A 24,562-nucleotide genomic window follows, 5' to 3' on the forward strand; every position below is an offset into this window, starting at 1 on the left:
CTGCCGGGCGATCAGGACTGCCACGAAGACCAGCGGCTCACGGCGATGCTGATCACCGGACCGGTCAGCGAAATCCGCTGGTACTGAGGGTACTTGCGGCGCAGCAGATCGTATCCGGTGGCCATTTCCTCACCGCGGTCGTGGATTTGCGCCAGCCCGTCGACGCGCACCCACCACAGCTGGTTCCAGTCGTCGTCGTAGTGGTCGACGAGCAGGCTGACGCGCGGGTTCTGCTCGATGTTGCGCAGCCGGCGCAGGCGGTGGGTGGTCTTCCGCTTGGTGTCCACCGCGGTGTACACGACGTCGTGGGCGACGGCGAACACGACAGGTACGACATGAGGCACGCCGTCGGACGAGGCGGTGGCGAGGCAGGCCACCTGCGCGCCGGTGAATCGTTGCCGGGCGTCGAAAGCGTCGGTCATCGCGTCTCTTCTTCTCGGGCACCCCGGTTAGCGCTGGACACCGCCGGGTAATCGTCCGGCACACCGGTGGAGGGTGAAACCATGACACAGCAGCACGACATCGTCGAGGAAATCATCACCGATCACCGCGAAGTGCAAGATGCATTCGCCGAGATCGAACGCGAGGGCGCGACGCCGAACACCGAGTTGGTCGAACACATCATCACCGAGCTGGTCCGCCACTCGGTCGCCGAGGAACAGTATCTGTATCCGACAGCGCGGCAGGTGCTGCCGGACGGCGATCAGATCGCTGACCACGAACTCAAGGAGCACGCCGAGGCCGAAGAGGTGATGAAGCAGATCGAGAACACCGACCCCGCCGACCAAAAGTACGGCCAGCTGGTCAACAAGCTGATCGAGGACATCCGCCACCACATCGAGGACGAGGAAAAGGACCTGCTGCCGAAGCTGCGCGGCGCGTGCGACGAGTCGCAGCTGCGCGAGCTGGGCGAAAAGTTCCAGAACACAAAGAAACTCGCGCCCACCCGACCGCACCCGTCGGCACCGGACAAGCCACCGGCCAACAAGATCCTCGGGCCCGGCGTCGGGCTCATCGACCGGGTGCGTGACGCGCTGACCGGTCGCAGCAGCTCCGGACTGTAAGCCAGCGCCCCGGCGCAACAGCCTTGCGGTTCGGTCACATTCGGCGGCGTGGTCAGAGGTTTGCCGAAGATCGCCGAGGACGGCTGAACCGGCCTACGCTGTCAGCTATGGCCGAGGTCGCGTCGCGGTCGCGCATCAGTTCATGGTTGTACGCCTTGCGCACCACCAACCCGCCACCGGACGGCCGCGTCGACGCGGTGACCCGATGGATCGTCGTCACCCGCGCCGCGGTGCTGCCGATGACGCTGTTCGCCGGTCTGGTGGCGGCGCTGCTGGCGGTCGGCGAGCCGGGGCTGGATTGGCGTTGGCTGGTCCTGGCGGTGGTGGGCATCATGTTGGCGCACACCGCCAACAACTTGATGAACGATCTGTTCGACACGCACGTGGGCACCGACAGCGAAAACTATCCCCGCGCGCTGTATGCACCGCATCCGGTGCTGTCCGGTCTGGTGAGCCGGCGCACCCTGGTGTCGGCGATTCTGGCGGTCAACCTCGCGGACCTGGCGATCCTCGTGGTGCTGACACTGGTGCGCGGCTGGCCCGTCCTCGCGTTCGCGCTCGCCGGGTTCGTGCTGAGCGTCGCATACACCGCGCCGCCGCTTCGGCTGAAGAAGCGCGGACTCGGCGAGCCCGACGTCTTGGTCGTGTGGGGCCCGTTGATGGTGTGCGGCACTTACTATTCGGCGGTCGGTCACGTCGGGTGGGACCTGCTGCTGGCGTCGCTGCCCTACGGGCTGCTGTGCACAACGGTGTTGATGGGCAAGCACATTGACAAAATCCCGTACGACGCGCCGCTGGGCATCCGCACGGTGCCGGTGCTGCTCGGCGAGTCACGCGCCCGCGTGACGACGCTGGCGATGATGGCGGGCTTCTACGTGTTGGTCGGCGTCTGTGTGGCGGTGGGTGCGATGCCGTGGCCGGCGCTGGCGGTGGTGCTGGCGCTCCCCCGGCTGGTCAAGGTCTGGCCGTACTTCCGCAAGCCCCCGCCGGCGGAGCCGCCGCCGCAGTTCCCGGTGTGGCCGTTGTGGTATGCCGCGCTGGCATGGCTGCACGTGCGGCTGGCCGGCGCATTGCTTGTCGCCGGCTTAGCGATCGGCGCGGTGCTGCGGGTGCTCTGACTCGCGTTCGGGGTTGTCGACTGCCTCGTCGATGTTCTTCTGCGACTTCTTGGCGTCTGCTGCGAGTTCTTCGATCGATTCGTCGCCTTCTTCGGCGCGCATGAGCGCTTCTCCCCTCGTTGGTTGTTCGTTGACGGCTACCCACTTTCGGAGAGCAGCACTCGGCTATACCTAGAGTTGCCCCGGGAGGTCGCCGATGACTTTGACTGAAAACCTGCGCAACGGATCGCTGGGCGCCGTACACCGCCTTGTCGACCTCTACCGGCGCACCGGCGCCGACGTGCCCTTCGGCGATCCTCTGCCGTCGCACGGAACGGAGATGGAGGGCTGGTTCTGGCGGGTCACCGACGCAGCTTCCGGTCGTGTCGCGGTGGCGCTGTGCAGCGTCAACCGTCATCCGGACGGTGACTGGGCGACCGTCGCAGTGGCTCTGCATCCCGGCGGCCTGGTGCGATCGGCGGCATTGGACGACGCGCACGCGCAGCGGTCGCATTTTGCGGTCCGCGCCGGCACCGATCCGGCCCGCGCGCTGAGTGCGTCGGCGGAACGGCTTCGCATCGACCTCGACGACGTTCACCTCGATCTGCGGTTCGGCAACCCATTCCCCTGGCCCAAGGCTTTCGCCGGCGGCGGAGTCTTTTCCTCGGTTCCCTTCCTCAACCAGTACTGGCATCCGTACCGGCTCGGTGGATCCGTGAGCGGCACCGTCGAATTCGGCGGCGACACTTGGCAATTCGACAATGCCCGGTGGTATTCGGAACGAAATTGGGGCGCGGGTTTCCCGGAACGCTGGTGGTGGGGACAAGCCCACGACTTCGACGGCGCCGACGTCTGTGTCGCGTTCTCGGGCGGTCGTCTGCGGCTCGGTCCCCTCGGACGCGACGTCGGCGGAGTCGTGGTGCGCTTAGGCGAGAAGGTGATTCGCGTAACCCCGCCCGAGCTGGTGCAGTGGGAAGTCGGCGAGGGACGGTGGAACGTTCGCGCCAGGGGTCTGCGCTATCAAATCGACCTGGACGGCGACGGAACAGCCCTCGATCCGCATGTCCTGCCGGTACCCCTGCCCGCGGAGCGCCGCAACGTCGACACCGATTTCGAACACCTCGCTGGTCGGCTCCGCTGCCGCGTAAGGGAATTCGGCCGGGTGATTTTCGAGGGCACCTGCAGTATGGCGGGCCTCGAGGTCGGCAGCCTGCCAGGCCAACCGCTGCCGTGACCACTCGCACGTCGGCAGATGACTGGCTCCAGGCAGGCTATGCGCTTCTGGCCGAGGAGGGGCGAAACGCGCTCAAGGTCGACCGGCTCTGCGCACGCATGGGCGTGACGAAGGGCAGCTTCTACTGGCATTTCGCCGACATGGCCGCCTACCGCAGCGCGCTGATCGAATCGTGGGCGCAGCTGCGCGACGAAGATCGCGGCGCGTTCGCCCGGATGCGTGACGTCGCGCCGCGCGAACGGCTGTCCCAGATGATGGCGTCCCTCGTCAGCCCGCGGCACTGGACGCTGGAGCGAGCGATGCGTGAGTGGGCGCGCTCGGACGACACGGTAGCGGCAGCTGTGCGTTCGGCTGACCGGCGGCTGCTGCGGGCAGTGCGAGAGGCGTTCTGCGACTACGGGTTTGACGCTGACGAAGCCCGGCTACGAGCCGACACACTGTTCGCCGCAGGCATCGGCTTCCTGCATCTGGCCGGCGCCACACCCAAGAGGCAATCCGCGCAACAGCGTGAGCGGTTCCTCGACTTCATGCTTCGGCCGTGACGGCCGAACATACTAAAAGGTATGGTACGGTGTGGGGATGACGGCCGGCGCCATCACTGACGAATTCGTGGCGCGGCTTGCGCAGCGTGCGCAGGAGGCCGAGCAGCGCAGGCAGTTGCCCGCCGCCACCGTCGCCGAACTCACCGAGTCGGGCTTCACCGAACTCCTCCGACCGGCGCGTTACGGCGGCCAGCAGGCAGCGTTTTCGCAGATGTTCGGCCCGGTGCGGCGGATGGCACACGGGTGCGTCTCGACCGCATGGACGGCGGCGTTCTACGCACTGCACAACTGGCTTCTGGCGTTGTTCGACGAGCGGGCCCAGGAAGAAGCGTTCACCAGCGAGCCATTTATGGCGCCGGCGGCGCTGGCCCCCACCGGCCGAGGCGTTCCCGTCGACGGCGGCGTGCGGCTGCGCGGCCGCTGGTCCTGGGCCACCGGCGTCATGCACGGCAACTGGGTCATGGTCGGAGCGCTGTGCGGACCCGACGACGCGATCTATCCGGCACTGGCGCTGCTGCCCGCGGGCCACGTGGGCGTCGTCGACGTGTGGCACACCGACGGGATGCGGGCCACCGGGTCCAACGACGTCGTCGTCGACGACGTCGTCGTGCCCGCGCATCGGCTTGTCAAAGTCGCCGACATCTATCGCGGCAGCGCGCCCGGCGCTGCGCTGCACGACGCGGTGCTCTACCGATGGCCGATGGTGCCGGCGCTCGCCCTGGTGGCCGCGATGCCCGCGCTGGGGGCCGCCGAGCGCGTCACCGAGCTGTATGCGGAACGGCTCGGCGAGCGCGTCATCGCGTACGAGGGCACTCGGCAGCAAGACAAGCCGGCCGCTCAAGCGCGGTTGGCCGACGCCCGGGTTCGGCTGCGGGCGCTGCACGGGCTATTGGACGGCACGACGCAGCAGATCGAGACGATCCTGGCCGCCGGGGACCGCGTGCCGCGCCCGATCCGCGCCGACGCCCGGCTGGCGGCTGCACACATCGTGCGGGAATCGCGTGCAGTGATCTCTGGACTGCTCGAATCGTCAGGTGCCAGTGCGCATTTCGTCAGCAATCCGCTGCAGCGGTTCAAGCGCGACGTCGACGTCCTCAGCGGCCATGTGATCTTCGACTACGACGTCAGCCGAGAATTGGCCGGTGCGTTGGCCATTGGCCTGAAGGTCTCGCCGACCGCGATGGTCTGATTGCCGACGACGGCCAGGTCAGTCCTTCTCGTCGTCCTTGTCTTTGTCGCGCTTGTCTTTGTCGTCGTCGTCTTTGTCCTCGTCGTCTTTGTCTTTCTCGCGGTCCTTGTCCTTGTCTTTGTCCTCGTCACGGTCCTTGTCTTTGTCGCGACCGCTCTTGTCGTCGTCGCGAACTTCGATCGTGGCCCAATGACTTGGCGACACCAGGACCGTCCACTTGCCAGCCTCTCGCCCCATCTTCAGAACGCCGTCTTCGACGGCCCACTTGGTGGAGTCGTCGTAGTCGTCTTCTTGTCCATCGCGGTATGTGAGTTTGAACGCCATGGCCGCAGCGTGCCCGCAACCCGGCTAAGAGAAACAAGTGGGCGCCGATTTGTGCCTCGGCGGAGCCGATTTGTGCCTCAATGGCGCGAAGTTCGTCCTGAAACCGCCGGGGACCAGTAGGCGAGCATCTCGGCGAAGGTCTCGAACGCCGCGGCAGAGACGCCGTACGTCGCCTCCAAGTGGATGCTCAGCGGGAAACCGAGCTCCGCGACCCCGTCGATCACCCGCTTGTAGAGGTCGACGAGCAGTTGGCGTTTTGTCGCCGGGTCACTGCCGGCCAGCTTCTTGACGAACTCCTGCTCGCCGGCCACCGCGGCGTTTCCCGGGTCCTGGATCAGCCAGTCGATCAGGCCCACCCGCGTCTCGACTTTCGGCACGAAGCCGAACGACAGCAGGATTTCCGGCCGGTGGTCGCAGCTCTTCGCGAACTCGCGGAGAAAGCCGACGATTGCGTCGGAATACAGCAGCTGCGTCATGCCGAACGTGGCGCCTTGATTGCATTTGAAGGTGAACCGGCCCTGCTCGCCCTCGCGGGTGGGAATGAGGATCACACCCCGGTTGGGGACGAGCTCCCGATAGATCGACAGGGCGTCGGTGGGCGCGACGCCTGAACCTTCACCGTCTTGCATGGTGCGTGGCACGCCGACGAAGACAATGCCCTCGAAACCCGCCGAGCACAGCTGCGCCAAGCGCTCGCGCAGTGTGGGCTCGTCCATGAATGCCGTGACCTGCGTGCACAGTCCCTTCACCGTCGGCAGCTCCGGCTTGATGATCGACCAGAAGTCGAGCACGTCGAGCTTCGGCTTCATCTCGACGGGCCGGTCGTCGTCTTCGGCGATCATCCCGGGAATCATCACGTGCCGGATCCGGCCCTCCAGGCCGGACTCGGCGGAAAACTGCAGCACTTTGCGCGCATCCTCAATCGCCTGCTGCCGACCTCGCTCCACATTGGGTGGTACGAGCTCGAGCGCGACGGTGTTGAGCGTCACCAGCTGCTCCTCATTCGACGGCCCCGAATCGGTGCATCACCCTACAGAACTTGCCGACGGGTGCGTCGCGGGGTGACTAGACGGCGTTGCCGGCGAACCATGCGGTGGCCACCGTGCGGGTCTGCGGCGGCGCAAAGCGCTCCCCCGGACTACCGAGTTGGCCCACTTTGACCGTCCACAGTGGTTGCGACCGGTCGATGCACGTGCCGGGGCCTGCACTGGGCAACCACAACACTGCGAGATTCTCAGTCGCGTCACCGCAGCCGTAGACGCCGACGTAGCCGTCGTCGCGGCTGCCCCAGGCGCCGCCGTTGCGCAGCAGGCAGCGTGTGCCGTCGGTGAGAAGCAGCGCGAACGGATCGGTGATCGCGGCTGGCTGCACATGCGGCAGCGTGCCAGCGTAGGTGACCCGGTGCAGGCGCTTGCTCCACGGATCGTCGATGCACAGCAGGGATCCGGGCGTTGACGGCCAGCACGTTCCGGCGCCGGCTGCGCTCGGGGAGCACGAGTAGATGTCGTCGGCCAGCGCCGACGGCGACGCCGCGGTGCAGTCGGTGACCGCGGTGACGTTTCCCTGAGCCGGCGCCTCCTGGTAGCCGTTGATCGGCTCGCCCGTCGGGCTGACCGCGACGGCGGTGATCACTTCGGTTGTGGCCGAATCAGCTGACGCCGGTCCCGGCGATATCGCGATCGCCGCGCCGACGAGCGCCGCCCCGACCGCACCGAGTCGCGCGAAGCTGTCCATCTGGCCCACCTCCAAATCCTCATTGGTGCGGGAAATTGTTGTGGCGCAACCTGATTCAAGAAATGACGCGGTGTACGTCGTCCTTGCCGGCGCCGTCGTCTTGCCCGATCCAGGGGCCGTCGATCGACGGGTCGAGGATGCCTTCCTCCAGCCAGGTGTAGCGGCCGTCGAGCACCGCGCGGGCCAGCGCCCGGTCGGAGTCGTCGCTGTTGTGCCAGAGTTCGTCGAAGCGCTGCTCGGTGCGGACCCGGGCCTGACGGCAGAACGCGTCGGCGAGCTCGACCGCGGTGGGGTCTGCGTTGTCGCGCTGGGCCCGCACGCACGCGGCGGTCATTGCGAACAACTCGGCGCCGATGTCGACGATCCGCCCCAGGAACCGCTGCTTGTGCTCGAGCTTGCCCTGCCATCTCGACATCGCGTAGAAGGTGCTGCGGGCGAGCCGCCGGCTGGCCCGCTCGACGTAGCGCAGATGCGCTGCCAGGGGGCCGAATTCGGGGTAGGACGTGGGTAGCTGACCCTTACCGGCGACCAGGGTGGGCAGCCAGCGCGCGTAGAACTTCCCGGCGTGGGCGGCTGCTCGGGCCTTGCGCCGCATGTCGGCTTGCGGGTCGATGATGTCACCGGCCGCCGACAGGTGCGCGTCCACGGCTTCGCGGGCGATGAGCAGATGCATGATCTCGGTGGAGCCTTCGAAAATGCGGTTGATCCGCAGGTCGCGCAGGATCTGCTCGGCGGGCACGCCACGCTCGCCGCGGGCGGCCAGCGACGCGGCGGTCTCGTAACCCCGGCCGCCGCGGATCTGCACCAGCTCGTCGGCGATCAGCCAGGCCATCTCGGAGCCGTAGAGCTTGGCCAGCGCGGCCTCGATCCGGATGTCGGCGCCGCCGGCATCGGCGAGCTCGCTGGCGAGATCGAGCATCGCCTCCAACCCGTAGGCGGTGGCCGCGATGAACGCCACCTTGCCGGCCACGGCTTCGTGTTCACCGACCGGCCGCCCCCACTGCACGCGCTCGCGCGACCATTCCCGGGCGATCTTCAGGCACCACTTCGCCGAGCCGGTACACACGGCAGGCAGCGACAGCCGTCCGACATTGAGCGTGGACAGCGCGATCTTGAGGCCTTCGCCTTCCCGGCCGATTCTGTTGGCGGCCGGGACCCGCACATCCGTCAGCCGGGTGAAGCCGTTCTCGATGCCGCGTAATCCCATGAACGCGTTGCGGTTTTGCACCACGATGCCCGGCGCGTCGGCTTCGACCACAAACGCGGTGATGCCGCCTCGGTGCCCCTCGCTCTTGGGCACCTGCGCCATCACCACCAGCAGGTCGGCGATCACCCCGTTGGTGGTCCACAGCTTGACGCCGTTGAGCACGTAGTCGTCGCCGTCGGGCGTGGCGGTGGCGTGTAGCCGGGCCGGGTCGCTGCCGACATCCGGCTCGGTGAGCAAGAAGGCGCTGATTTCGCGGGTACATCGGGGCAGCCACGTGCGCTTCTGCTCTTCGGTGCCGAACATCTTGATCGGCTGCGGCACCCCGATCGACTGGTGCGCGGACAACAGCGCGCCCAGCGACGGATGCACGGACCCGACGAGCGCAAGCGCCTTGTTGTAGTAGACCTGCGACAGGCCGACGCCGCCGTATTCGGTACCGATCTTCATGCCGAACGCACCGAGATCCTTCAAGCCGCGGATGACGTTGTCCGGGATCTGCGCATCGCGTTCGATCACCGCGGGGTCGATCTCGGATTCGCAGAAGGCGCGCAGCTTTGCCAGGAACGCCTGCCCGCGCTCGACGGCCTGCGGGAAACCGCTGGGGTGCGGGTGAACCAAGTCCAGCCGCAAGCGGCCCAAGAACAGCTCCTTGCCGAAACTCGGGTGCTCCCATCGCGCTTCACGCGCCTGCTCGGCGACTTGTCGGGCTTGCTGCTCGCTGACTTCTTTCGTCACGGTCATGTCGACCTCCACAGAAGCTGGGGTGTTACTTGACAGTAACCCCGCTCCGCGCCGGAGGTACCGCACATTGCCCGGACTGGCGAAAACGGACGTCAGGCGGCGCGAACAGGGACATTCGACCAACCGCACACGTTGGTCATGTGCACTCGACGCAGGCCTTCTCGCTCCACCTCGTAGCGCGGAATCAAGTCGAGCAGTGCTTCGAGTGCAATGCGGCCTTCCATTCGGGCCAGAGCCGCACCCAGACAGCTGTGGATGCCGTAGCCGAAACCGATGTTGTAGCCGAACTTGCGCTCACGGTGAATGTCGAACCGATCCGGATCGGGGAACACCCTCTCGTCACGGTTCGCGGCTCCGTTGATCAGCACGACGGTGCTGCCGGCGGGAATCGTGGCGCCGTGCAACGTCACGTCGCGCATCGTGTACCGCACGTTGTACTGCGACGGCCCCTCGTAGCGGAGCAACTCCTCGAATGCCGCCGCAATCTTGCTGCGGTCGTTCTGTAGTTCTTGCCACTGGTCGGGGTTCTCGGCGAAGACCACCACCGCGTTGCCGACGAGCTTCGTCACCGTTTCGGCGCCCGCACCGCCCAACATGTTGGCGAAACCCGCGATCTCGACGTCATCCAGACGCCTCACCTCGCCGTCCTGGACGACTTCCGTCTCGATCAGCCGACTGATCATGTCGTCGCGTGGCTCGGCTCGGCGCTGCTGAATCAGGTTGTAGTAGTAGGTCCCCGATTTGATCATCGAGTCGATGCCTTCCCGCGAGGGGTTCATCGATCCCGGCGCGCGTTCCAGTCCCTTGTCCAGCCAGATGCGAAGTTGCTGGCGGTCTTCGGGCGGGACGCCCAACATTGCCGTGATGATCTCGACCGGAAACAAAGCCGAGAAATCCGCGACGGCATCGAACGACTCGGGGTTCAACGTCTTCACGACGTCGTAGATCTTCTCCCGGATCATCGGTTCCAGCGCCGCGACGGCGCGCGGCGTGAATACCCGGTTCACCAGCTTGCGCATCACCTCGTGCTCGGGCGGATCCATCATGATGATCAGCCGGCCCTCCGGCATCTTCAGATCCGTGGCCTTGACCATGTCGAGCGTGACGCCCTTCGCCGACGAGTACGTCTCGAAGTCCTTGTACGCCGGCGCGACGTCTTCGTAGCGGGTCAGCGCGTAGAAGTCGTATTTCTCGCTGTAGTACACCGGCGCTTCGTCACGCATGCGGCGGTACGTCGCGTAGGGAGAATTGAAGAAGTCATCGGAATAGGGATCGAATTCGACCGGCTCCTGCGACACGGTCGCAGTCGACGCGGTCACAGCCGGATTCCCATTGCGGACCGCGCAACGGCGCTCTCACGTCTCTTCATGGGCTCTCTCCTCGACGTCGGCATATGACATTCAAGCGGACGACGGCCGCACCCACGTCGAGATCGCGCAGAGTTGTTGTGCGCTGCGAGTGGACTTTTAGCGGCGCCGCTAGTGCTTCACCTTGGCGGCGATCTGGGCGGCGATCTTCACCGCGGTGTCTGCCGGGTTGGGGCTGCAGGTGTTCACGTCGACGACCACGTTGTTGCGGGCTGCCAGTGCCCGCCCGCACGCCCAGCCGGGGGCTTTCGCGTTCTGTTGACTCGCGGTGATGCTCAAAATGCCGTTGGCATTCGAGATCGGTCCCGCCTGCCATTCGGAGCCGGATTGCAGGTGCTTGTAGGTGTGGCAGGCCGGCCACTGCTGGACCGATGCGGTGAAGAACGCGGTGGCTTCTTTGGCGCTCGGAAATAGCACCACCGCCTGCTCGGCGAAATGCGTGAAGTTGTCGCCCTCTTGCAGCGTCTGGTCACGTACAGCGGTGAAGCCGCTGCCCGCGTAGGTCTGCGCTTGCGCCGCTCCGTCGATCGCCAGGCATTCTTTGGGCTCCATCAAGGCGCTGTCGTCGGACATCTCGAAGCGCGTGTTCGACACCGCCATTTCGGTGGCGCCCATAGCGGCGTTGATCTCCTCGGGACTGAGCAGTAGCCCGGGCAGGTCTGTGTCGGCGAGCGGAGGGGCGGCGGCGGTCGTCGGCGGTGGTTTGCTGCTCGACGTCTTGTCGCCGTCGCTGCTGCTGCCACAGGCTGCGACGAGGACACATGCGACGGCGAGGGTGACTACAGCTGTCAGATGGCGCATGCCTTCATCCTCTTCATCGGTCTTGCGCTGTCGCTGAACGGGTTTCGCTTTGCCGGAGTGCGGCCTGCCGGTAGGGCGGACAAGGCGGCTGGTATGGCAATGACCGGGCCCTTCCACTCATGGCGTCAGCTGCGGCAAAACCTACAGTTGCAGGCGAGGACGTGGAAACACCCGAAATTGCCGACACGCCGAGGTTTCTGATCGCTAACAATTCGGTTGTGCCTTGGAACCGACGCTCGCACGGTCCGCCGAACCGTGGTCTGGTGGAGGTGATGTCGTTCTCTGCGGTCTCGACGCGTCGCCTGTCCATCGCCGCGGCGGCGGGTTCAGCGCTGCTCACCATCGCACTCCCCATGGCTCACGCTGTGCCTGCCAGCGACGGGCAGGGTTACGTCGACTCGACCGCGCGGTGCACGGCACCGGACACCGCCGTGGTTTTCGGGAGCACAGATTCGTCGCGCGTGGCGATCTGCAAGACCCCGGGCGGCCAGTACCAGTACCGCGGTGTCCGTTTGCGCGACGGCGCCAAGGTGATTCTGGCTGCCTCCGAGTCCGGTGACGGCGGGTTCGTCGCCAAGAACGACGGCGTGGAGTATTTCGTGACCGCGAACTCGTTGTCGGTCACCGTCGACAACCGGGTGATCCGCGAGGAGAAGATGGTGGACTTCCACCGCCCGGGTGCGCCCGCCTCGTCGGCGGCTCCCTCGACACCGGCTCCGACGACGCCGTCGGGGCCGCCTCTGCCGGCCGAGGTCGGCTACGGCAAACGCTGACACCGCACGGTGTGCGCGGCGGACGAGCGGGCGTTCGCATGCAGTGGAAAATCCTTGTGAATCCGCAACATTGGGCGCTGCGCTGTCGCACAATCTGGGAGATGACCACCCCGTCGAACCAAGAGGAATGGACGAACCGCCCGCGTCGTGTGGCCATGACGGATCACGACTTGGGCCGCTGGCAGGCGTACCGCCTGAGTCGAAGTTTCGCCGGCGTGGGCGTCGAGATCCCTGCCGTGCGGCTCCGCCAGATCGCGGCCGGCGCGGCCGTCAGCGCGGACGAATTCGTCGATGTCACTTTCGCGCTCGCAGCCAGGCACCTGATCCGCGAAGAGCGCCACGCGCACAACCAACGCCGCCGTCGTTTCTGTGCGCGATGCCTGATGTTCTTGGCGCTCGTCGCCGTTGCGATGAACCTGCTGATCTGTATGGGCTGGGCATTGTTCAGCTTCATCGAACAACCGACGTCGTTCTAGGGACGTCGGCGCGTGAAACGACGCTCACCGTAAGGAACGCGGCGAAATCGCATTAACCATCTTGCATTGACCGGGTCCCCCGATCGGGCGACCCGCATGTACTCCGTTGCATAGGCCGATCGGCCGACTGACGAGCCGGTGCGCCGCTGGCACCGTTCAAGCAAGAGCAAATCCGAGTGCGATGACGGAAGTGGTGAGACGATCCTCATGAGAAAACAACCGGGGCACGTATCGGAACAGTTGGAGACGCAGTGAAAGCGCTGTTTCTCATATTGGGTGTCGCGCTACTCGCGGTTGGAGTAGGCGTCGGCTCCCATCAATTGACGGTCACCGAGAATGGCTCCGCAAAATCGTGCGGCATCGCGTATCAGCCGCAGGCCGCAGAGGTGGCCACAGCGACTGGCGGTGAGCTTTCGGCCAGCGACGACCTGGCGACCCGGTGCGACGACATCGGTCGTGTGTGGCAGGCGAGCGCGCTGGGGTTTACCGCTGTAGGCATCGTCAGCATCATCGGTGGTCTGTTCGTCGGCGGCGAGTCGGGCCGCAGGGCCGAGAGCTGAAACTGAGTGGAGCTAAGGGGACTCGAACCCCTGACCCCCACACTGCCAGTGTGGTGCGCTACCAGCTGCGCCATAGCCCCGAGATACGTGCCCATCGAAGCTACACCACCAGCGAAGGCTGCTCAAAGTCGCAGCTAAGAGGCCAGCGGGCGGGCCGACGATCTCTCTGTTGCCTCGGCGAACGCCGCGTCAGGGCACCTCACCGCCCGCTTCGGGCCCTAGTGCGCGCGCCGGTGTAGGCCCTGCCGGCCGATGCCCGCGCGTCTCAGGCGCCAGCACCCAGCCTCCGGCTGCGACCAACAGGATGACCCCGCTGATCGCGAACGCCGCGCCGAACGACACATGCTGCGCGATCTGCCCCACGGCCAACGAGCCGGTGATGGATCCGAGGTCGGCCATCATCTGAAACGTCGCCAACGCGGTTCCCGCCCGCGACTTGCTGCCGATGATGTCCGCGACGGCCGCCTGCTGCGGCGAGCTGAACATACCCGCCGCCGCGCCGGCAACATAGGCACCCGCCAGAAACAGCGGCAACGACGACGCCCACCCGACCATGCCTGTCGCGATCCCCGACACCGACAGCCCGACAATCAGCAGCGTCCGCCGGCCCACCCGGTCGGACAAATATCCGCTGGGAATCACCGCCGAGACGTTGCCCACGGCGAACGTTGCCAATGCCAGCCCTGCCATCCCCGCACCGTGCGCCAGCACCTCGGACACGAACAGCGGCACCAGCGCCATGCGCAATCCGAAGACCGACCACCCAGTCGCGAAGTTCGACACCAAAGCCGCGCGATATGCCTTCTGCCGCAGAGCATCCCGCAACGTCACGTCCGGCTCCGCCTGGCGCTCCGGTGCGGCCAACGACGAATGCCGCAAGCTGAAAAACACCACCGCGGCCGCTATCACCAGCGCGATCCCGTAGATCACGAAGGGCGCCGAGAGCCCAAGTCCCGCCGTCAAACTGCCCAGCACCGGCCCGGCCACCGACCCCACGAGAAACGCCGACGAGAACATGCCCGCCACCCGGCCTCGAGCATCCTCAGGACTGACGCGGATCATCAACCCCAGCGACGACACGAAGAACATCGTCGACCCGACACCGCCGAGCGACCGGAAAAGCAAGAGCTGCCAATATGTTTCAGCGAACGCGCAGGCACCGGTGGATAGCGCGACGATCAAAATCCCGCTGACGTAGATGCGCCGCTCGCCGAGCCGTTGCACCAGCAGACCGCTGACTGGGGCGAAGCACAGCCGCATCGCCGCGAACGCGGTGATCACGAAGGTCGCCGCGCTGATGCTCACCCCGAAGTTGCGCGCGTACTGCGGCAGCACCGGCGACACCACCCCGTAGCCGAGTGCGATCACCGCATTGGCGGTGATGAGGACCCAGACCTCAGGGGGCAGTCGAGGTTGGGTCCGACACTCCCCCTCCGCAGGCGTCGCACTCACGACAGCGCCTTCGCCACCACCTCGCGCGCGGCCTCCTGCACCTCACGCAAATGGTCCGGCCCGCGGAATGACTCCGCGTAAATCTTGTACACGTCCTCGGTTCCCGACGGCCGCGCGGCGAACCACGCGTTGGCCGTCGTCACCTTCAGCCCGCCCAGCGGAGCGCCGTTGCCGGGCGCCGTGGTCAGCTTGGCCGTGATCTTCTCTCCCGCCAGCTCGGTGGCCGTCACCTCATCAGCCGACAGCTTCGACAGCCGGGCCTTCTGCTCCCGATCAGCTGGCGCGTCGGTGCGCGCATACGTTGGTGCACCGTACTTTTCGGCCAGTTCCGTATACCGTTGCGACGGTGTCTTTCCGGTGACCGCCAGGATCTCCGAAGCCAGCAGCGCCAGAATGATGCCGTCCTTGTCGGTGGTCCACACCGAACCGTCCATCCGCAAAAACGACGCGCCCGCGCTTTCTTCGCCTCCGAAACCGATCCTGCCGCCGATCAATCCGTCGACGAACCACTTGAAGCCGACTGGAACCTCGATGAGCTTGCGCCCCAAGCCGGCCACCACGCGGTCGATGATCGAACTGCTCACCACCGTCTTGCCGACTGCGGTCGACGACGGCCACGACCTTCGGTGACTGTAGAGGTAGTCGATCGCCACCGCCAGGTAGTGATTCGGGTTGAGCAGGCCGCCGTCCGGCGTCACAATGCCGTGCCGGTCGGCGTCCGCGTCGTTTCCAGTCGCGATCTGATAGCTGTCGCGATTGGCGATCAGCCCGGCCATTGCGTTCGGCGAACTGCAATCCATCCGGATCTTGCCGTCGGTATCGAGCGTCATGAACCGCCACGTCGCATCGACAAGCGGATTGACCACCGTCAAGTCGAGGTTGTGCCGCTCGGCGACCGCCGCCCAGTAGTCCACGCTCGCACCACCGAGCGGGTCGGCGCCGATGCGGATGCCCTCGGCGCGAATCGCCTGCAGGTCAACGACATTGGGCAGGTCGTCTACATAGGCGTCCAGATAGTCGTGCCGCTGCACGAACTTCAGCGCACGGGCCAGCGGTACCCGCTTCACCTCGCCCAGCCCCGAACGCAGAATCTCGTTGGCGCGCTTGGCGATTGCCCCAGTGACGTCCGTGTCGGCAGGTCCGCCGTTGGGTGGGTTGTACTTGAACCCGCCGTCGCGAGGCGGGTTGTGAGACGGGGTGACGACGATCCCGTCGGCCAGACCGTCCGACCGTCCGCGGTTGTAGGTGAGGATCGCGTGACTGATCGCCGGCGTGGGCGTGTAGCGGTCGGCTGAATCGATCATCACCGCAACGTCATTGGCGGCGAGAACCTCCAAAGCCGACACCCACGCCGGCTCAGAGAGCGCATGGGTGTCTCGACCGATAAACAGCGGGCCGGTGGTGCCCTGCACGGCCCGGTACTCGGCGATCGCCTGAGAGGTGGCCAGAATGTGCGCCTCGTTGAACGCGCCGTCGAGGCTCGATCCGCGGTGCCCCGACGTGCCGAACACCACTTGCTGCGCCACATCGTCCGGATCGGGTTCGATGGTGTAGTACGCGGTCACCACATGCGCCACATCGATCAGGTCCTCGGGTTGCGCCGGCTGACCGGCACGGGGATTGGCCGCCATGGGTGCGATTCTGCTCCAGCGGCGGCGGCGCCGAACCGCGGACCTCGCCGAGCGGTCGTGGATACTTTGCGACATGGCCTTCGACCGACGCGAGCTGGTGGCCGTGTTCGCCGGAGGAGCACTCGGCACCCTGGCCCGCGCCGGTCTCACCGCGCTGGCCGATCCACAGCCCGGGCAGTGGCCGTGGCCGACGTTCGGCGTCAACATCGTCGGCGCATTCTTGTTGGGCTACTTCACCACCCGGCTGCTGGAACGCCTGCCGCTGTCGAGCTACCGGCGGCCGCTTCTGGGCACCGGCCTGTGCGGCGGGCTGACCACGTTTTCGACCATGCAAGTGGAGACCCTGCGCATGCTCGAAGACCACCGTTACGGCCTGGCGGCTGGCTACACCGGCGCCAGCATCGCGGCGGGCCTGTTCGCGGTCTACGTGGCCACCGCCATGGTGCGGCGGGTGCGGGTCCGGGCATGACGGTCGCAGTGTGGACGGGCGTCGTGCTGCTCGGCGGTGCCGGCGCCGTGCTGCGCTTCCTGGTCGACCGCGCGGTCGCCCGACGGGTCGTCAAGCCCTTTCCGTTCGGCACGCTGACGGTCAACCTCACCGGCGCCATGCTGCTCGGTCTGCTGTCGGGTTTGACGCTGAACCACCACGTCTCGCTTCTGGCCGGCACCGCTTTCGTCGGCTCCTACACCACGTTCTCGACCTGGATGCTGGAGACTCAGCGACTCGCCGAGGAGCGGCAGATCTGGCCCGCCGCGGCCAACATCGTCGTCAGCACGGTGCTCGGCGTCGCCGCCGCGGTGGCAGGCCAGTGGATCGCGGGCCGGCTGTGAGCGACGCGTTGAAGCTGACCGCCTACTTCGGTGAGCGCCAACGCGTCGACGGCCTGTTCCTGGCCGAGCAGCTGTTGGCGCTGTACGCCGAGCGAGCCGTTGCCACCAGCGTGATGCTGCGCGGCGTCGCATCGTTCGGGCCGCGCAAACAGCTGCGCAGCGACGAGTGGCTGAGCCTGTCGGAGGACCCGCCCGTGGCGGTGGCGGCGGTGGACACGCGCGAGAAGATTTCAGCGCTTGTCGACGACGTAGTGAAGCTGACACCGACCGGGCTGATCACGCTGGAGCGCGCCCGGCTGCTCACCGGCCTCACGGAACCGCCGCCGTCGGCCACTGATGCCGCGAAGCTCACGGTGTACGTCGGCCGTCAAGAACGCGTGGACGGCGTGCCGGCATACATCGCGATCTGCGACCTGCTCTACCGCGAAGGACTGGCCGGCGCGTCGGCATTCCTCGGCGTCGACGGCACCGTGGGCGGCGAGCGCCGGCGTGCCCGGTTCTTCAGCCGCAACGTCGACGTGCCGATGATGGTCATCGCGGTCGGCAGCGCCGACGCCATCGCCGACGTGCTGCCGCGGCTCAGCGCGATGGTGCGCCATCCGCTGTTCACCGTCGAGCGCGTTCGCGTATGCAAACGCGACGGCACCCTGCTGGCTCGCCCTGACCGGTTGCCGACGACCGACGGCCACGGCCGGCCGCTATGGCAGAAGCTGACGGTCTATACGTCCTCGGCCGCTCTTCACCGCGGCGCACCGGTACACCGCGCGCTGGTCCGCGAACTCCGCGCCGGCGGAGCGGCCAGCGGCGCGACGGTGCTGCGCGGCGTCTGGGGGTTTCACGGCTCGCGTAAACCTCACGGCGACAAGCTTTTTCAAGTGAGTCGGCGCGTTCCGGTGACCACGGTCGTCGTCGACACCCCAGACCGCATCGCCCGCAGCTTCGACGTGATCGACAGCTTCACCGGCGAGCACGGGCTGGTGACCAGCGAGATGGTGCCGGCGCTCGTCCTCGTGGACGGCGACGAGCGCATCGGCGGCACACAGCTGGCCGACTACCGCTACTGAATCCGTTCCCGGCTGTCAGCCCGCACGGTCAGCAGCACGACCGAATCCTCGACGGCTTGCAGACTGTGCCGGACGGGCGGGATGACCAGGTAGTCGCCGATGGCGCCCTGCCAGGAGTCCTCGCCCGCGGTCACCTTCACTTCACCTTGCAGCACCTGCAACGTGGCCTCGCCGGGACTGTTGTGCTCGGCCATTTCGTGGCCGCCCAGAATCGCTATCACCGTCTGCCGCAGAAAGTGCTCGTGGCCCCCGTAGATGGTCTGGGCCGACCGCCCACTGTTGGACTGGCGCGCCCGGGCCAGCTGTTCGTCGGCCACTGCCGTCAATGACAACGATTCCATCGTTCCTCCTCGTCGGCGTCACGCGGCCAGCAACAGAATGCCGGACACCAGCAGCGCCACCACCTTGATCCCTTCGAACCCGACGTAAACGTAATGTGCGCGCGAGCGCCCACCTTGTCCGTCCTCCCCCGCCAGCACTGCGTCAGATCGCCGCGCCAAGTGCCTGCGAACGCCCACCAGCTGCGCGGCCAGCGCAGCGACCGCGCAGAACACGGCAACGAGTACCGCCACTGGCGGCGACTTGAACGCCAGCGCCACCAGCACCACCGCGGCCAGCACCACTTCGGTGCCGTTGAGCGCACGAAACACCAGCCGACCGATGCCCAGCCCGATCTTGAGCGTGACCCCGGGCGCCCGGAACTTCAGCGGCGCCTCCAGAAACGAGATCGCCAGCACCATGCCGAGCCACACGAAAATCGCCGCCACGGCGACCGCCCAGGCTGCGGTCATGGAGTCCTTTCCAACAGTCGTGCGAGCACCACGAGATGGCTGTGCTCGACATCCTTCGCGGACGTGAGCAGCGTAACCGGCCCCGCGTCGGCGAGGTTTCGGAGCTCGTCGAGCGCCTGCTGTGCGGCCGGCTGCGCAAGCTCGTGTGCGTAACGGGCGACGAACCCGTCGTAGCGAGCGGGATTGTGGTGGTGTCAACGACGTAGCTCCGACGACGGCGCGGCGTCTTTGATCCAGTGGTCAATCCGCGGATGGTCTCACAACCGGCGGGCACAGGTTTGAGCTCCGCCGCCACGCGCAATTAGTCCTCTCATGGTTTGGGAGTGCATCGTGGTGGGCGGCGGCGCGGCCGGGCTGAGCGGCGCGCTGGTGCTGGGCCGAGCCCGTCGTCGCACATTGCTGGTCGACGCCGGCGAGCAGAGCAACCTGCCATCGCAGGGCGTCGGTGGGCTGCTCGGCCATGACGGACGTCCACCTGCGGAGTTGTACGCACTCGGCCGGCGAGAGCTGTCCGCCTATCCCAGTGTGGAGATCCGCGACGGCCGGGTCACCCGAGGCGCTCCCGTCGACGACGGCTTCGAGCTCGAACTCGACGACGGCGAACTGGTTCACGCAAAACGCGTGCTGCTGACCACCGGCATGCGTTATTGCCCGCCGGAGCTGCCCGGGCTGGCCGACATGTGGGGCAAGTCGGTGTTCCAGTGCCCGTTCTGCCACGGCTGGGAGATGCGCGACAAGCGGCTGGCTTCGCTGGCGGCCGGCGAAGAGGCCGTGCATGCGGCCCTGATGCTGCGGGGGTGGAGCGAAGACGTCGTGCTGCTTACCGACGGGCCGCCGAAACTCTCCCCTGAAGAACGCCGGCTGCTGGACGCGGCCAAGATCACCATCGAGGAGCGTCGGGTCGTCGAACTGATCGGGCATGACGGGCAGCTGGGCGCCATCGCGTTCGCCGACGGCACTCGCCTGGAACGAGACGGCTTGCTGGTGGAGGCGCCACTGCGGCAGCACTCCCAACTCGCCGAACAGCTCGGGGCCACCTGCACGCCCGGCCCGCTCGCGCCAGACACCATCGGAGTGGATTCACTGCATCGCACCAGCGCGGGCTCGGTGTTCGCAGCCGGTGACGTCTGCACCGAGCAGCCGTACGTGGCAGGCGCCATCGCGGCAGGTTCGCAGGCGGCGATGATCATCGTGCAAAGCCTGCTGGCCGACGAATTCGGTATGCCATATCCGCCCGACGCGGACGACGATTAGCACAGCGTGACATCGTGCAGTCATGGGTGATCGCGCAGAAAGCGGTATGACAGACGGGTTTCGGCGGGAGCTGTTGCAAGAGCTGCTCTACACGTACGGGCCATGCGGGCAGGAGGACGAGGTCCGCGACATCTGCCGCCGCGAATTGCAACCCGTGGTCGACGAAACCTGGGTAGACGAAGCGGGAAATCTCATCGGGCTCATCCGCAGTGGCGAGCAGAATGCACCCGCCACTCGGGTGATGGCGCACATGGACGAGCTGTCGATGGTGGTCAAGCGGGTGGAGCCGGACGGCACCCTGCACCTGACGCCGCTGGGCACGATGTACCCGGGCAACTTCGGTCTGGGCCCGGTCGCGGTGCTCGGCAATCAGCAGCAGCTGATCGGCGTCTTGGCGCTGGGTTCGGAGCACACGACCGCCGAGAGCCAGCGGATCTGGCAGACCAAGCCCGACGGTGGAGACAAGTCACTGGACTGGCCGCACGTCTACGTTTTCACCGGGCGCACGCCGGAGGAACTCACCGAAGCCGGCGTGCGGCCCGGGACAAGGGTGTGCGTTCATCGAAGCAAGCGCACGCTGGTGGAGGTCGGCGATTACCTCGGTTGCTATTTCATGGACGACCGGGCGGCGATAACGGCACTCCTGCAGGTGGCGCAGATGATTCGGCAGCGCGGGCAGCGCCCGAAACGCGATGTCTACGTTGTGTTCACGACCAACGAAGAAATCGGGGGCGTCGGTGGCTCCTACGCAAGTCGGACCCTTCCCGGCGACCTCACGCTGGCGCTGGAGGTCGGCCCGACCGAAGCGGAATACACCACCAGCGTCGGCGGCGGGCCGATCGTCGCGTACGGCGATGCGCTCTGCGTCTACGACAAGGACATCGCTGACCGATTGATGGACATTGCCGGCGAATTGGGCTTGTCACCCCAGGCCGCCACCCTCGGTGCATTCGAGTCCGACGCATCGCATGCGAAAGCCCAAGGCATCACACCGCGCGCAGGGCTACTCAGCCTGCCGACGCTTAGCACCCACGGCTACGAAGTCATTGCACGCGAGGCAATTCCGTCGATGAGCCGGGTGCTGGTCGAGTTTCTGCTCACTCACGAGTAGCGGCATGCCGAATGTGGGGTTGATCCACGCTTCGGGGCGCGCGGCGTGGCTCAACCCAACATTCGGCCCTGGTGCATGACGCCGTTGATGTCCATATCCGGGCCGAGTACCACCAGGTCGGCGCTCGCTCCGGGCGCCAACCCGGTGCACGGCAGGCCCAGTGCGCGAGCCGGGTTGATCGAGGCCTGCCGCACGGCTGACATCAACGCCTCCTCACGGGGTAATCCGCTGTGCGCCAACGCGAATGTGAACACGTGGTCCATGGTGGCGGTGCCACCGGCGATGGTGTGGGTGCCCGCAACTCGGGCCACACCGTCCACGACATCCACTGCCACCGGCCCGAGTCGGTAAGCGCCGTCGGGCATTCCGGCCGCGGCGATCGCGTCGGTGACCAACGACACCCGGTCGGGGCCGGCGCTGCGGCACACATGCCGGTACAACGCAGGGTCGACGTGCACGCCGTCGGCGATCAATTCGACTGTCACACGGGCATCTTCGAGCAGCGCAATCACCGGCCCGGGCTGCCGATGGTTGATCGGGCGCATCGCGTTGAACAGATGTGTCCCCACCGTCGCGCCCGCGTCGATCGCCGCCCGCGTCTGTTCGTAAGTCGCGTCGGTGTGCCCGATCGCCGCAATCACGCCGGCGTCGACGATCCGCCGGATCGCCGCCAGCGCACCGGGTCGCTCCGGCGCCAGTGTGATCATCTTGATGGTCCCGCCACCCGCGGCGAGCAGCCGGTCGAGTTCGCTTGGATCCGGATCGCGCATCAAAGACGGCTCGTGGGCACCGCACCGCTCGGCGGCCAGCCATGGGCCTTCCAGGTGGATCCCGGCGATCGAGCCTTGCCGGACGTCCTCGGCCAGTGCCTCCACCTGGCGAAGCAGTTGTGCCGGACCCGCAGTGACAAGCGAGGCCACCAGCGTCGTGGTGCCGTGCCGGCGGTGCAGTTGCGCCGCGACGGCGGTGTCGGCAGGCGATGCGGCGGAAAAGTGCGCGCCGCCGCCGCCGTGCACGTGGGTGTCGACGAACCCGGGCACCACCGTGAAAGCGCCCAGGTCACGGTCGGCAGGCCGCGGCGGTGCACCGGCATCGAGCGCAGCCACTGTGCCGCCGTGCACCTCGATCCACCCGGGTCGCAGCAAACTCGAGCCGGTCAGCACGGTGTTTGCGGTGATCAACATGCCGCTCTACTTCACCGCGGTGAAAAGCGCTGCGCCGACAGTGATTTCAGTACCGGCCGGAACGGCAGGGATGACGTTGCCCAATGTGCGTTCATCCATCACCACCACAGGCACCACGGGATTGAGCCCCTTGGATTGCACCGCCGGCACGTCGTAGGTGGCGACGAGCTGGCCCACCGCGACGTCGTCGCCCTGCTTGACATGCACGGTGAAACCTTCGCCGTTCAACCGGACCGTGTCGAGGCCCAGATGGACGAGAATGCCTTTTCCCTCGGCAGTCACCACGACGAAGGCGTGCGGCAGCAGCTTCATGATTCTTCCGGCCACCGGCGCAACCGCGTCGACGATCCGGCGGGGCGGGTCGACGGCGGCGCCGTACCCCACCATGCCTGCTGAGAAAACCGGATCGGGCACGTCGGCGAGCGCAACCACACGGCCCCCGATGGGCGCGGCGACGGCCGTCTCAATCACATCAGGAGGATAGATAGTCGCCGACGCGCACCGTACGGGAAGCCAGCAGGACCTGGAGAACTCCTGGTCTAAGCTTCCGCTGAGCTGTGCCGGTCTGACAGCCGTGCGCGGGAAGGTGCAGATGATGAGCGAGAAGACCAAACCGCAAGAGCCACAGGCGAAGTCGGGTCTTCGGGTGCCCGGGTTCGCGCAGTTGCAGCGGCTGGGCAAGAGCTTGATGTTGCCGATCGCCGTTCTGCCCGCGGCCGGCATCCTGCTGCGGCTCGGCCAGGACGATCTGCTCGGCCGGATCCATTCACCGGTCATCGGATCGTTTTTCAGTGCGATGAGCGCTGCCGGCGGGGCACTGTTCACCAATCTGCCGCTGCTTTTCGCAGTCGGCGTCGCAATCGGATTCGCCCGGAAGGCCGACGGGTCCACCGCGCTGGCCGCCGTCGTCGGATACCTGGTGATGCAGGCCGTGTTCAAGACCATGTCGCCGATCGTGCTCGCCGGCGTGGTCGACAAGGCAGGCGAACAGGCGCAGATCAACTACAGCGTCTTCGGCGGCATCGTGGTCGGGCTGCTGACGGCCGCGCTGTTCGACCGCTATCACACGATCGCGCTGCCGTCATACCTCGGGTTCTTCGGCGGACGCCGGTTCGTGCCGATCGCGGTGTCGCTGGCGAGCCTGGTGATCGCGTTCGCGATGAGCTACTTCTACCCGCTGTTCGACGCCGGACTCAAAGGCCTCGGGGCGTTTATCGGCGGCTCGGGCGCGCTGGGCGCATTCGTCTACGGATTCGCCAACCGGATGTTGATCCCACTCGGCCTGCACCACATCCTGAACTCGTACGTGTGGTTCCTCTACGGCAGCTATCCGCACGACGGAACTGTCGCCACGGGCGAACTCACCAGGTTCGCTGCCGGCGACCCGACCGCCGGGATATTGACCTCAGGCTTCTACCCGGTGCTGATGTTCGGGTTGCCCGGCGCGGCCCTGGCCATGATCCACGTCGCCGACAAACGCCAGCGCAAGGTTGCCGTCGGCATCTTGTCGGCGGCCGCGCTCACCGCATTCCTCACCGGGGTGACGGAGCCGCTGGAGTTCGCGTTCATGTTCGTCGCGTTCCCGCTCTATCTCATCCATGCGGTTCTCACCGGGGTGTCGCTGGCCGTCGCCTACCTGCTCGACATTCATCTCGGCTTCTCGTTCTCGGCGGGCTTGATCGACCTGTTGCTCTACGGCACGGCACCGGCCGCGAAGAACATCCCGGTGCTCCTCGTCGTTGGCGTGGTGTTCACCGCCGTCTACTACGCCATGTTTCGGTTCGCGATCACGAAGTGGAACTTGCGGACTCCGGGGCGCGAGCCCGACGCCGAGTTTCAGGCCGAGCAAGACGCGAACCTCGGCGAGGGCCGCGATTCGGCGACATCGGTGGACGCCGCGCCCGCCAGCAAGGCCGAGCAGGTCATCGCCGCGTTCGGCGGCCGCGAGAACCTGGTCAACGTCGACGCCTGCATCACCCGGCTGCGGATCGAAGTCTCCGACCCGACCAAGGTGGACCGAGCCCGCTTGCGAAATCTCGGAGCGGCCGGCGTGGTGGAGCTGGGCAGCAGTGTGCAAGCGGTCTTCGGAACTGCGGCCGAGGATTTGAAGAACCAGATCGTCGACATCCTCTAGG

28 protein-coding genes, 1 tRNA gene and 1 pseudogene are annotated in these 24,562 nt (G+C 66.6%); 14 read left to right on the forward strand and 16 right to left on the reverse strand.

Features of this window, described 5'->3' with window-relative positions:
* Positions 1–11: 11 nt before the first annotated feature.
* Positions 12–422: a TIGR03668 family PPOX class F420-dependent oxidoreductase gene (locus tag AC5Y4N_RS11500; RefSeq protein WP_499907916.1), complete on the reverse strand. Its 411-nt coding sequence runs from the start codon at positions 420–422 to the stop codon at positions 12–14.
* An 81-nt stretch (positions 423–503) separates the two neighbouring features.
* Here AC5Y4N_RS11500 and AC5Y4N_RS11505 point away from each other — a divergent pair, with 81 nt between their 5' ends.
* Together AC5Y4N_RS11505 and AC5Y4N_RS11510 are read left to right on the forward strand one after the other, a co-directional pair.
* Positions 504–1,064: a hemerythrin domain-containing protein gene (locus AC5Y4N_RS11505; RefSeq protein WP_499907915.1), complete on the forward strand. Its 561-nt coding sequence runs from the start codon at positions 504–506 to the stop codon at positions 1,062–1,064.
* A gap of 107 nt (positions 1,065–1,171) precedes the next feature.
* A complete protein-coding gene (locus tag AC5Y4N_RS11510; RefSeq protein WP_499907914.1) occupies positions 1,172–2,182 on the forward strand; it encodes a prenyltransferase in 1,011 nt (336 codons plus the stop codon).
* Here AC5Y4N_RS11510 and AC5Y4N_RS11515 read toward each other — a convergent pair.
* A complete protein-coding gene (locus AC5Y4N_RS11515) occupies positions 2,150–2,284 on the reverse strand; it encodes a hypothetical protein (RefSeq protein ID WP_499907913.1) in 135 nt (44 codons plus the stop codon). The two genes, AC5Y4N_RS11510 and AC5Y4N_RS11515, sit on opposite strands and share 33 nt — an antisense overlap.
* A gap of 94 nt (positions 2,285–2,378) precedes the next feature.
* Between AC5Y4N_RS11515 and AC5Y4N_RS11520 the strand changes: the two genes are divergently transcribed.
* Genes AC5Y4N_RS11520 through AC5Y4N_RS11530 form a run of 3 tightly spaced genes read left to right on the forward strand, consistent with a single transcriptional unit; the run spans position 2,379 to position 5,126 of the window.
* Positions 2,379–3,395, forward strand: coding sequence for a tocopherol cyclase family protein (locus tag AC5Y4N_RS11520; protein WP_499907912.1), 1,017 nt, complete (start codon positions 2,379–2,381; stop codon positions 3,393–3,395).
* Positions 3,392–3,937: a TetR/AcrR family transcriptional regulator gene (locus tag AC5Y4N_RS11525; RefSeq protein ID WP_499907911.1), complete on the forward strand. Its 546-nt coding sequence runs from the start codon at positions 3,392–3,394 to the stop codon at positions 3,935–3,937. Before AC5Y4N_RS11520 ends, AC5Y4N_RS11525 begins: the two co-directional genes overlap by 4 nt.
* A gap of 37 nt (positions 3,938–3,974) precedes the next feature.
* Positions 3,975–5,126 carry an acyl-CoA dehydrogenase family protein gene (locus AC5Y4N_RS11530; RefSeq protein WP_499907910.1) on the forward strand — a complete coding sequence of 384 codons (1,152 nt, stop codon included), beginning with the start codon at positions 3,975–3,977 and terminating at the stop codon, positions 5,124–5,126.
* 18 nt (positions 5,127–5,144) lie between these two features.
* Here AC5Y4N_RS11530 and AC5Y4N_RS11535 read toward each other — a convergent pair whose 3' ends face one another.
* From AC5Y4N_RS11535 to AC5Y4N_RS11560, 6 genes are all read right to left on the reverse strand, one after another.
* Positions 5,145–5,450 (reverse strand): hypothetical protein, encoded by a 306-nt coding sequence (locus tag AC5Y4N_RS11535; protein WP_499907909.1) that lies wholly within the window; start codon positions 5,448–5,450, stop codon positions 5,145–5,147.
* Positions 5,451–5,527: 77 nt separating this feature from the next.
* Positions 5,528–6,439, reverse strand: a complete 912-nt coding sequence (locus AC5Y4N_RS11540; RefSeq protein WP_499907908.1) for a mycobacterial-type methylenetetrahydrofolate reductase — start codon at positions 6,437–6,439, stop codon at positions 5,528–5,530.
* A 76-nt stretch (positions 6,440–6,515) separates the two neighbouring features.
* The gene (locus tag AC5Y4N_RS11545; RefSeq protein ID WP_499907907.1) at positions 6,516–7,184 is read right to left on the reverse strand and encodes a hypothetical protein; all 669 of its coding nucleotides are present in this window, start codon (positions 7,182–7,184) and stop codon (positions 6,516–6,518) included.
* Between the two features lie 55 nt (positions 7,185–7,239).
* The gene (locus AC5Y4N_RS11550; RefSeq protein ID WP_499907906.1) at positions 7,240–9,132 is read right to left on the reverse strand and encodes an acyl-CoA dehydrogenase family protein; all 1,893 of its coding nucleotides are present in this window, start codon (positions 9,130–9,132) and stop codon (positions 7,240–7,242) included.
* A 92-nt stretch (positions 9,133–9,224) separates the two neighbouring features.
* Positions 9,225–10,451 (reverse strand): cytochrome P450, encoded by a 1,227-nt coding sequence (locus AC5Y4N_RS11555; RefSeq protein WP_499907905.1) that lies wholly within the window; start codon positions 10,449–10,451, stop codon positions 9,225–9,227.
* Positions 10,452–10,610: 159 nt separating this feature from the next.
* Positions 10,611–11,300, reverse strand: a complete 690-nt coding sequence (locus AC5Y4N_RS11560) for a sensor domain-containing protein (protein ID WP_499907904.1) — start codon at positions 11,298–11,300, stop codon at positions 10,611–10,613.
* Positions 11,301–11,572: 272 nt separating this feature from the next.
* Between AC5Y4N_RS11560 and AC5Y4N_RS11565 the strand changes: the two genes are divergently transcribed.
* From AC5Y4N_RS11565 to AC5Y4N_RS11575, 3 genes are all read left to right on the forward strand, one after another.
* Positions 11,573–12,073 (forward strand): hypothetical protein, encoded by a 501-nt coding sequence (locus tag AC5Y4N_RS11565; RefSeq protein WP_499908072.1) that lies wholly within the window; start codon positions 11,573–11,575, stop codon positions 12,071–12,073.
* A 101-nt stretch (positions 12,074–12,174) separates the two neighbouring features.
* The gene (locus tag AC5Y4N_RS11570; RefSeq protein WP_499907903.1) at positions 12,175–12,549 is read left to right on the forward strand and encodes a hypothetical protein; all 375 of its coding nucleotides are present in this window, start codon (positions 12,175–12,177) and stop codon (positions 12,547–12,549) included.
* Between the two features lie 320 nt (positions 12,550–12,869).
* Complete coding sequence (locus tag AC5Y4N_RS11575) at positions 12,870–13,109, forward strand: hypothetical protein (RefSeq protein ID WP_499907902.1); 240 nt, start codon at positions 12,870–12,872, stop codon at positions 13,107–13,109.
* 7 nt (positions 13,110–13,116) lie between these two features.
* Here AC5Y4N_RS11575 and AC5Y4N_RS11580 read toward each other — a convergent pair.
* The 3 genes from AC5Y4N_RS11580 to pgm form a co-directional block, all read right to left on the reverse strand.
* Positions 13,117–13,189, reverse strand: a tRNA-Ala gene (locus tag AC5Y4N_RS11580).
* A gap of 109 nt (positions 13,190–13,298) precedes the next feature.
* Complete coding sequence (locus AC5Y4N_RS11585) at positions 13,299–14,561, reverse strand: MFS transporter (RefSeq protein ID WP_499907901.1); 1,263 nt, start codon at positions 14,559–14,561, stop codon at positions 13,299–13,301.
* The gene (pgm, locus tag AC5Y4N_RS11590) at positions 14,558–16,192 is read right to left on the reverse strand and encodes a phosphoglucomutase (alpha-D-glucose-1,6-bisphosphate-dependent) (RefSeq protein WP_499907900.1); all 1,635 of its coding nucleotides are present in this window, start codon (positions 16,190–16,192) and stop codon (positions 14,558–14,560) included. Before pgm ends, AC5Y4N_RS11585 begins: the two co-directional genes overlap by 4 nt.
* 73 nt (positions 16,193–16,265) lie before the next feature.
* Between pgm and crcB (AC5Y4N_RS11595) the strand changes: the two genes are divergently transcribed.
* Genes crcB (AC5Y4N_RS11595) through AC5Y4N_RS11605 form a run of 3 tightly spaced genes read left to right on the forward strand, consistent with a single transcriptional unit; the run spans position 16,266 to position 18,087 of the window.
* Positions 16,266–16,661, forward strand: coding sequence for a fluoride efflux transporter CrcB (gene crcB, locus AC5Y4N_RS11595; RefSeq protein WP_499907899.1), 396 nt, complete (start codon positions 16,266–16,268; stop codon positions 16,659–16,661).
* Positions 16,658–17,023: a fluoride efflux transporter CrcB gene (gene crcB / locus AC5Y4N_RS11600; protein ID WP_499907898.1), complete on the forward strand. Its 366-nt coding sequence runs from the start codon at positions 16,658–16,660 to the stop codon at positions 17,021–17,023. Before crcB (AC5Y4N_RS11595) ends, crcB (AC5Y4N_RS11600) begins: the two co-directional genes overlap by 4 nt.
* Complete coding sequence (locus AC5Y4N_RS11605) at positions 17,020–18,087, forward strand: DUF190 domain-containing protein (RefSeq protein ID WP_499907897.1); 1,068 nt, start codon at positions 17,020–17,022, stop codon at positions 18,085–18,087. The genes crcB (AC5Y4N_RS11600) and AC5Y4N_RS11605 overlap by 4 nt, the downstream gene beginning before the upstream one ends.
* Here the strand turns inward: AC5Y4N_RS11605 and AC5Y4N_RS11610 are convergent.
* The 3 genes and pseudogenes from AC5Y4N_RS11610 to AC5Y4N_RS11620 form a co-directional block, all read right to left on the reverse strand.
* On the reverse strand, positions 18,081–18,428 hold the full coding sequence (locus tag AC5Y4N_RS11610; RefSeq protein ID WP_499907896.1) for a cupin domain-containing protein: 348 nt from the start codon (positions 18,426–18,428) through the stop codon (positions 18,081–18,083). The two genes, AC5Y4N_RS11605 and AC5Y4N_RS11610, sit on opposite strands and share 7 nt — an antisense overlap.
* 18 nt (positions 18,429–18,446) lie before the next feature.
* The gene (locus AC5Y4N_RS11615; RefSeq protein WP_499907895.1) at positions 18,447–18,878 is read right to left on the reverse strand and encodes a hypothetical protein; all 432 of its coding nucleotides are present in this window, start codon (positions 18,876–18,878) and stop codon (positions 18,447–18,449) included.
* Positions 18,875–19,009: pseudogene (locus AC5Y4N_RS11620) on the reverse strand (DUF488 family protein, N3 subclade); the annotation flags it as partial. The pseudogene AC5Y4N_RS11620 and the gene AC5Y4N_RS11615, both read right to left, overlap by 4 nt.
* 181 nt (positions 19,010–19,190) lie before the next feature.
* Here AC5Y4N_RS11620 and AC5Y4N_RS11625 point away from each other — a divergent pair.
* Both AC5Y4N_RS11625 and AC5Y4N_RS11630 read left to right on the forward strand, forming a co-directional pair.
* The gene (locus AC5Y4N_RS11625; protein ID WP_499907894.1) at positions 19,191–20,132 is read left to right on the forward strand and encodes an NAD(P)/FAD-dependent oxidoreductase; all 942 of its coding nucleotides are present in this window, start codon (positions 19,191–19,193) and stop codon (positions 20,130–20,132) included.
* Positions 20,133–20,154: 22 nt separating this feature from the next.
* The gene (locus AC5Y4N_RS11630) at positions 20,155–21,243 is read left to right on the forward strand and encodes a M42 family metallopeptidase (RefSeq protein WP_499907893.1); all 1,089 of its coding nucleotides are present in this window, start codon (positions 20,155–20,157) and stop codon (positions 21,241–21,243) included.
* Positions 21,244–21,293: 50 nt separating this feature from the next.
* Here AC5Y4N_RS11630 and nagA read toward each other — a convergent pair whose 3' ends face one another.
* Positions 21,294–22,427, reverse strand: coding sequence for an N-acetylglucosamine-6-phosphate deacetylase (gene nagA / locus AC5Y4N_RS11635; protein WP_499907892.1), 1,134 nt, complete (start codon positions 22,425–22,427; stop codon positions 21,294–21,296).
* A gap of 6 nt (positions 22,428–22,433) precedes the next feature.
* The gene (locus tag AC5Y4N_RS11640; protein WP_499907891.1) at positions 22,434–22,898 is read right to left on the reverse strand and encodes a PTS sugar transporter subunit IIA; all 465 of its coding nucleotides are present in this window, start codon (positions 22,896–22,898) and stop codon (positions 22,434–22,436) included.
* Between the two features lie 124 nt (positions 22,899–23,022).
* Here AC5Y4N_RS11640 and AC5Y4N_RS11645 point away from each other — a divergent pair, with 124 nt between their 5' ends.
* Positions 23,023–24,561: a PTS transporter subunit EIIC gene (locus AC5Y4N_RS11645; protein ID WP_499907890.1), complete on the forward strand. Its 1,539-nt coding sequence runs from the start codon at positions 23,023–23,025 to the stop codon at positions 24,559–24,561.
* The last annotated feature ends 1 nt before the right edge of the window (position 24,562 follow it).

This window comes from Mycobacterium sp. NGS19 (assembly GCF_059813155.1).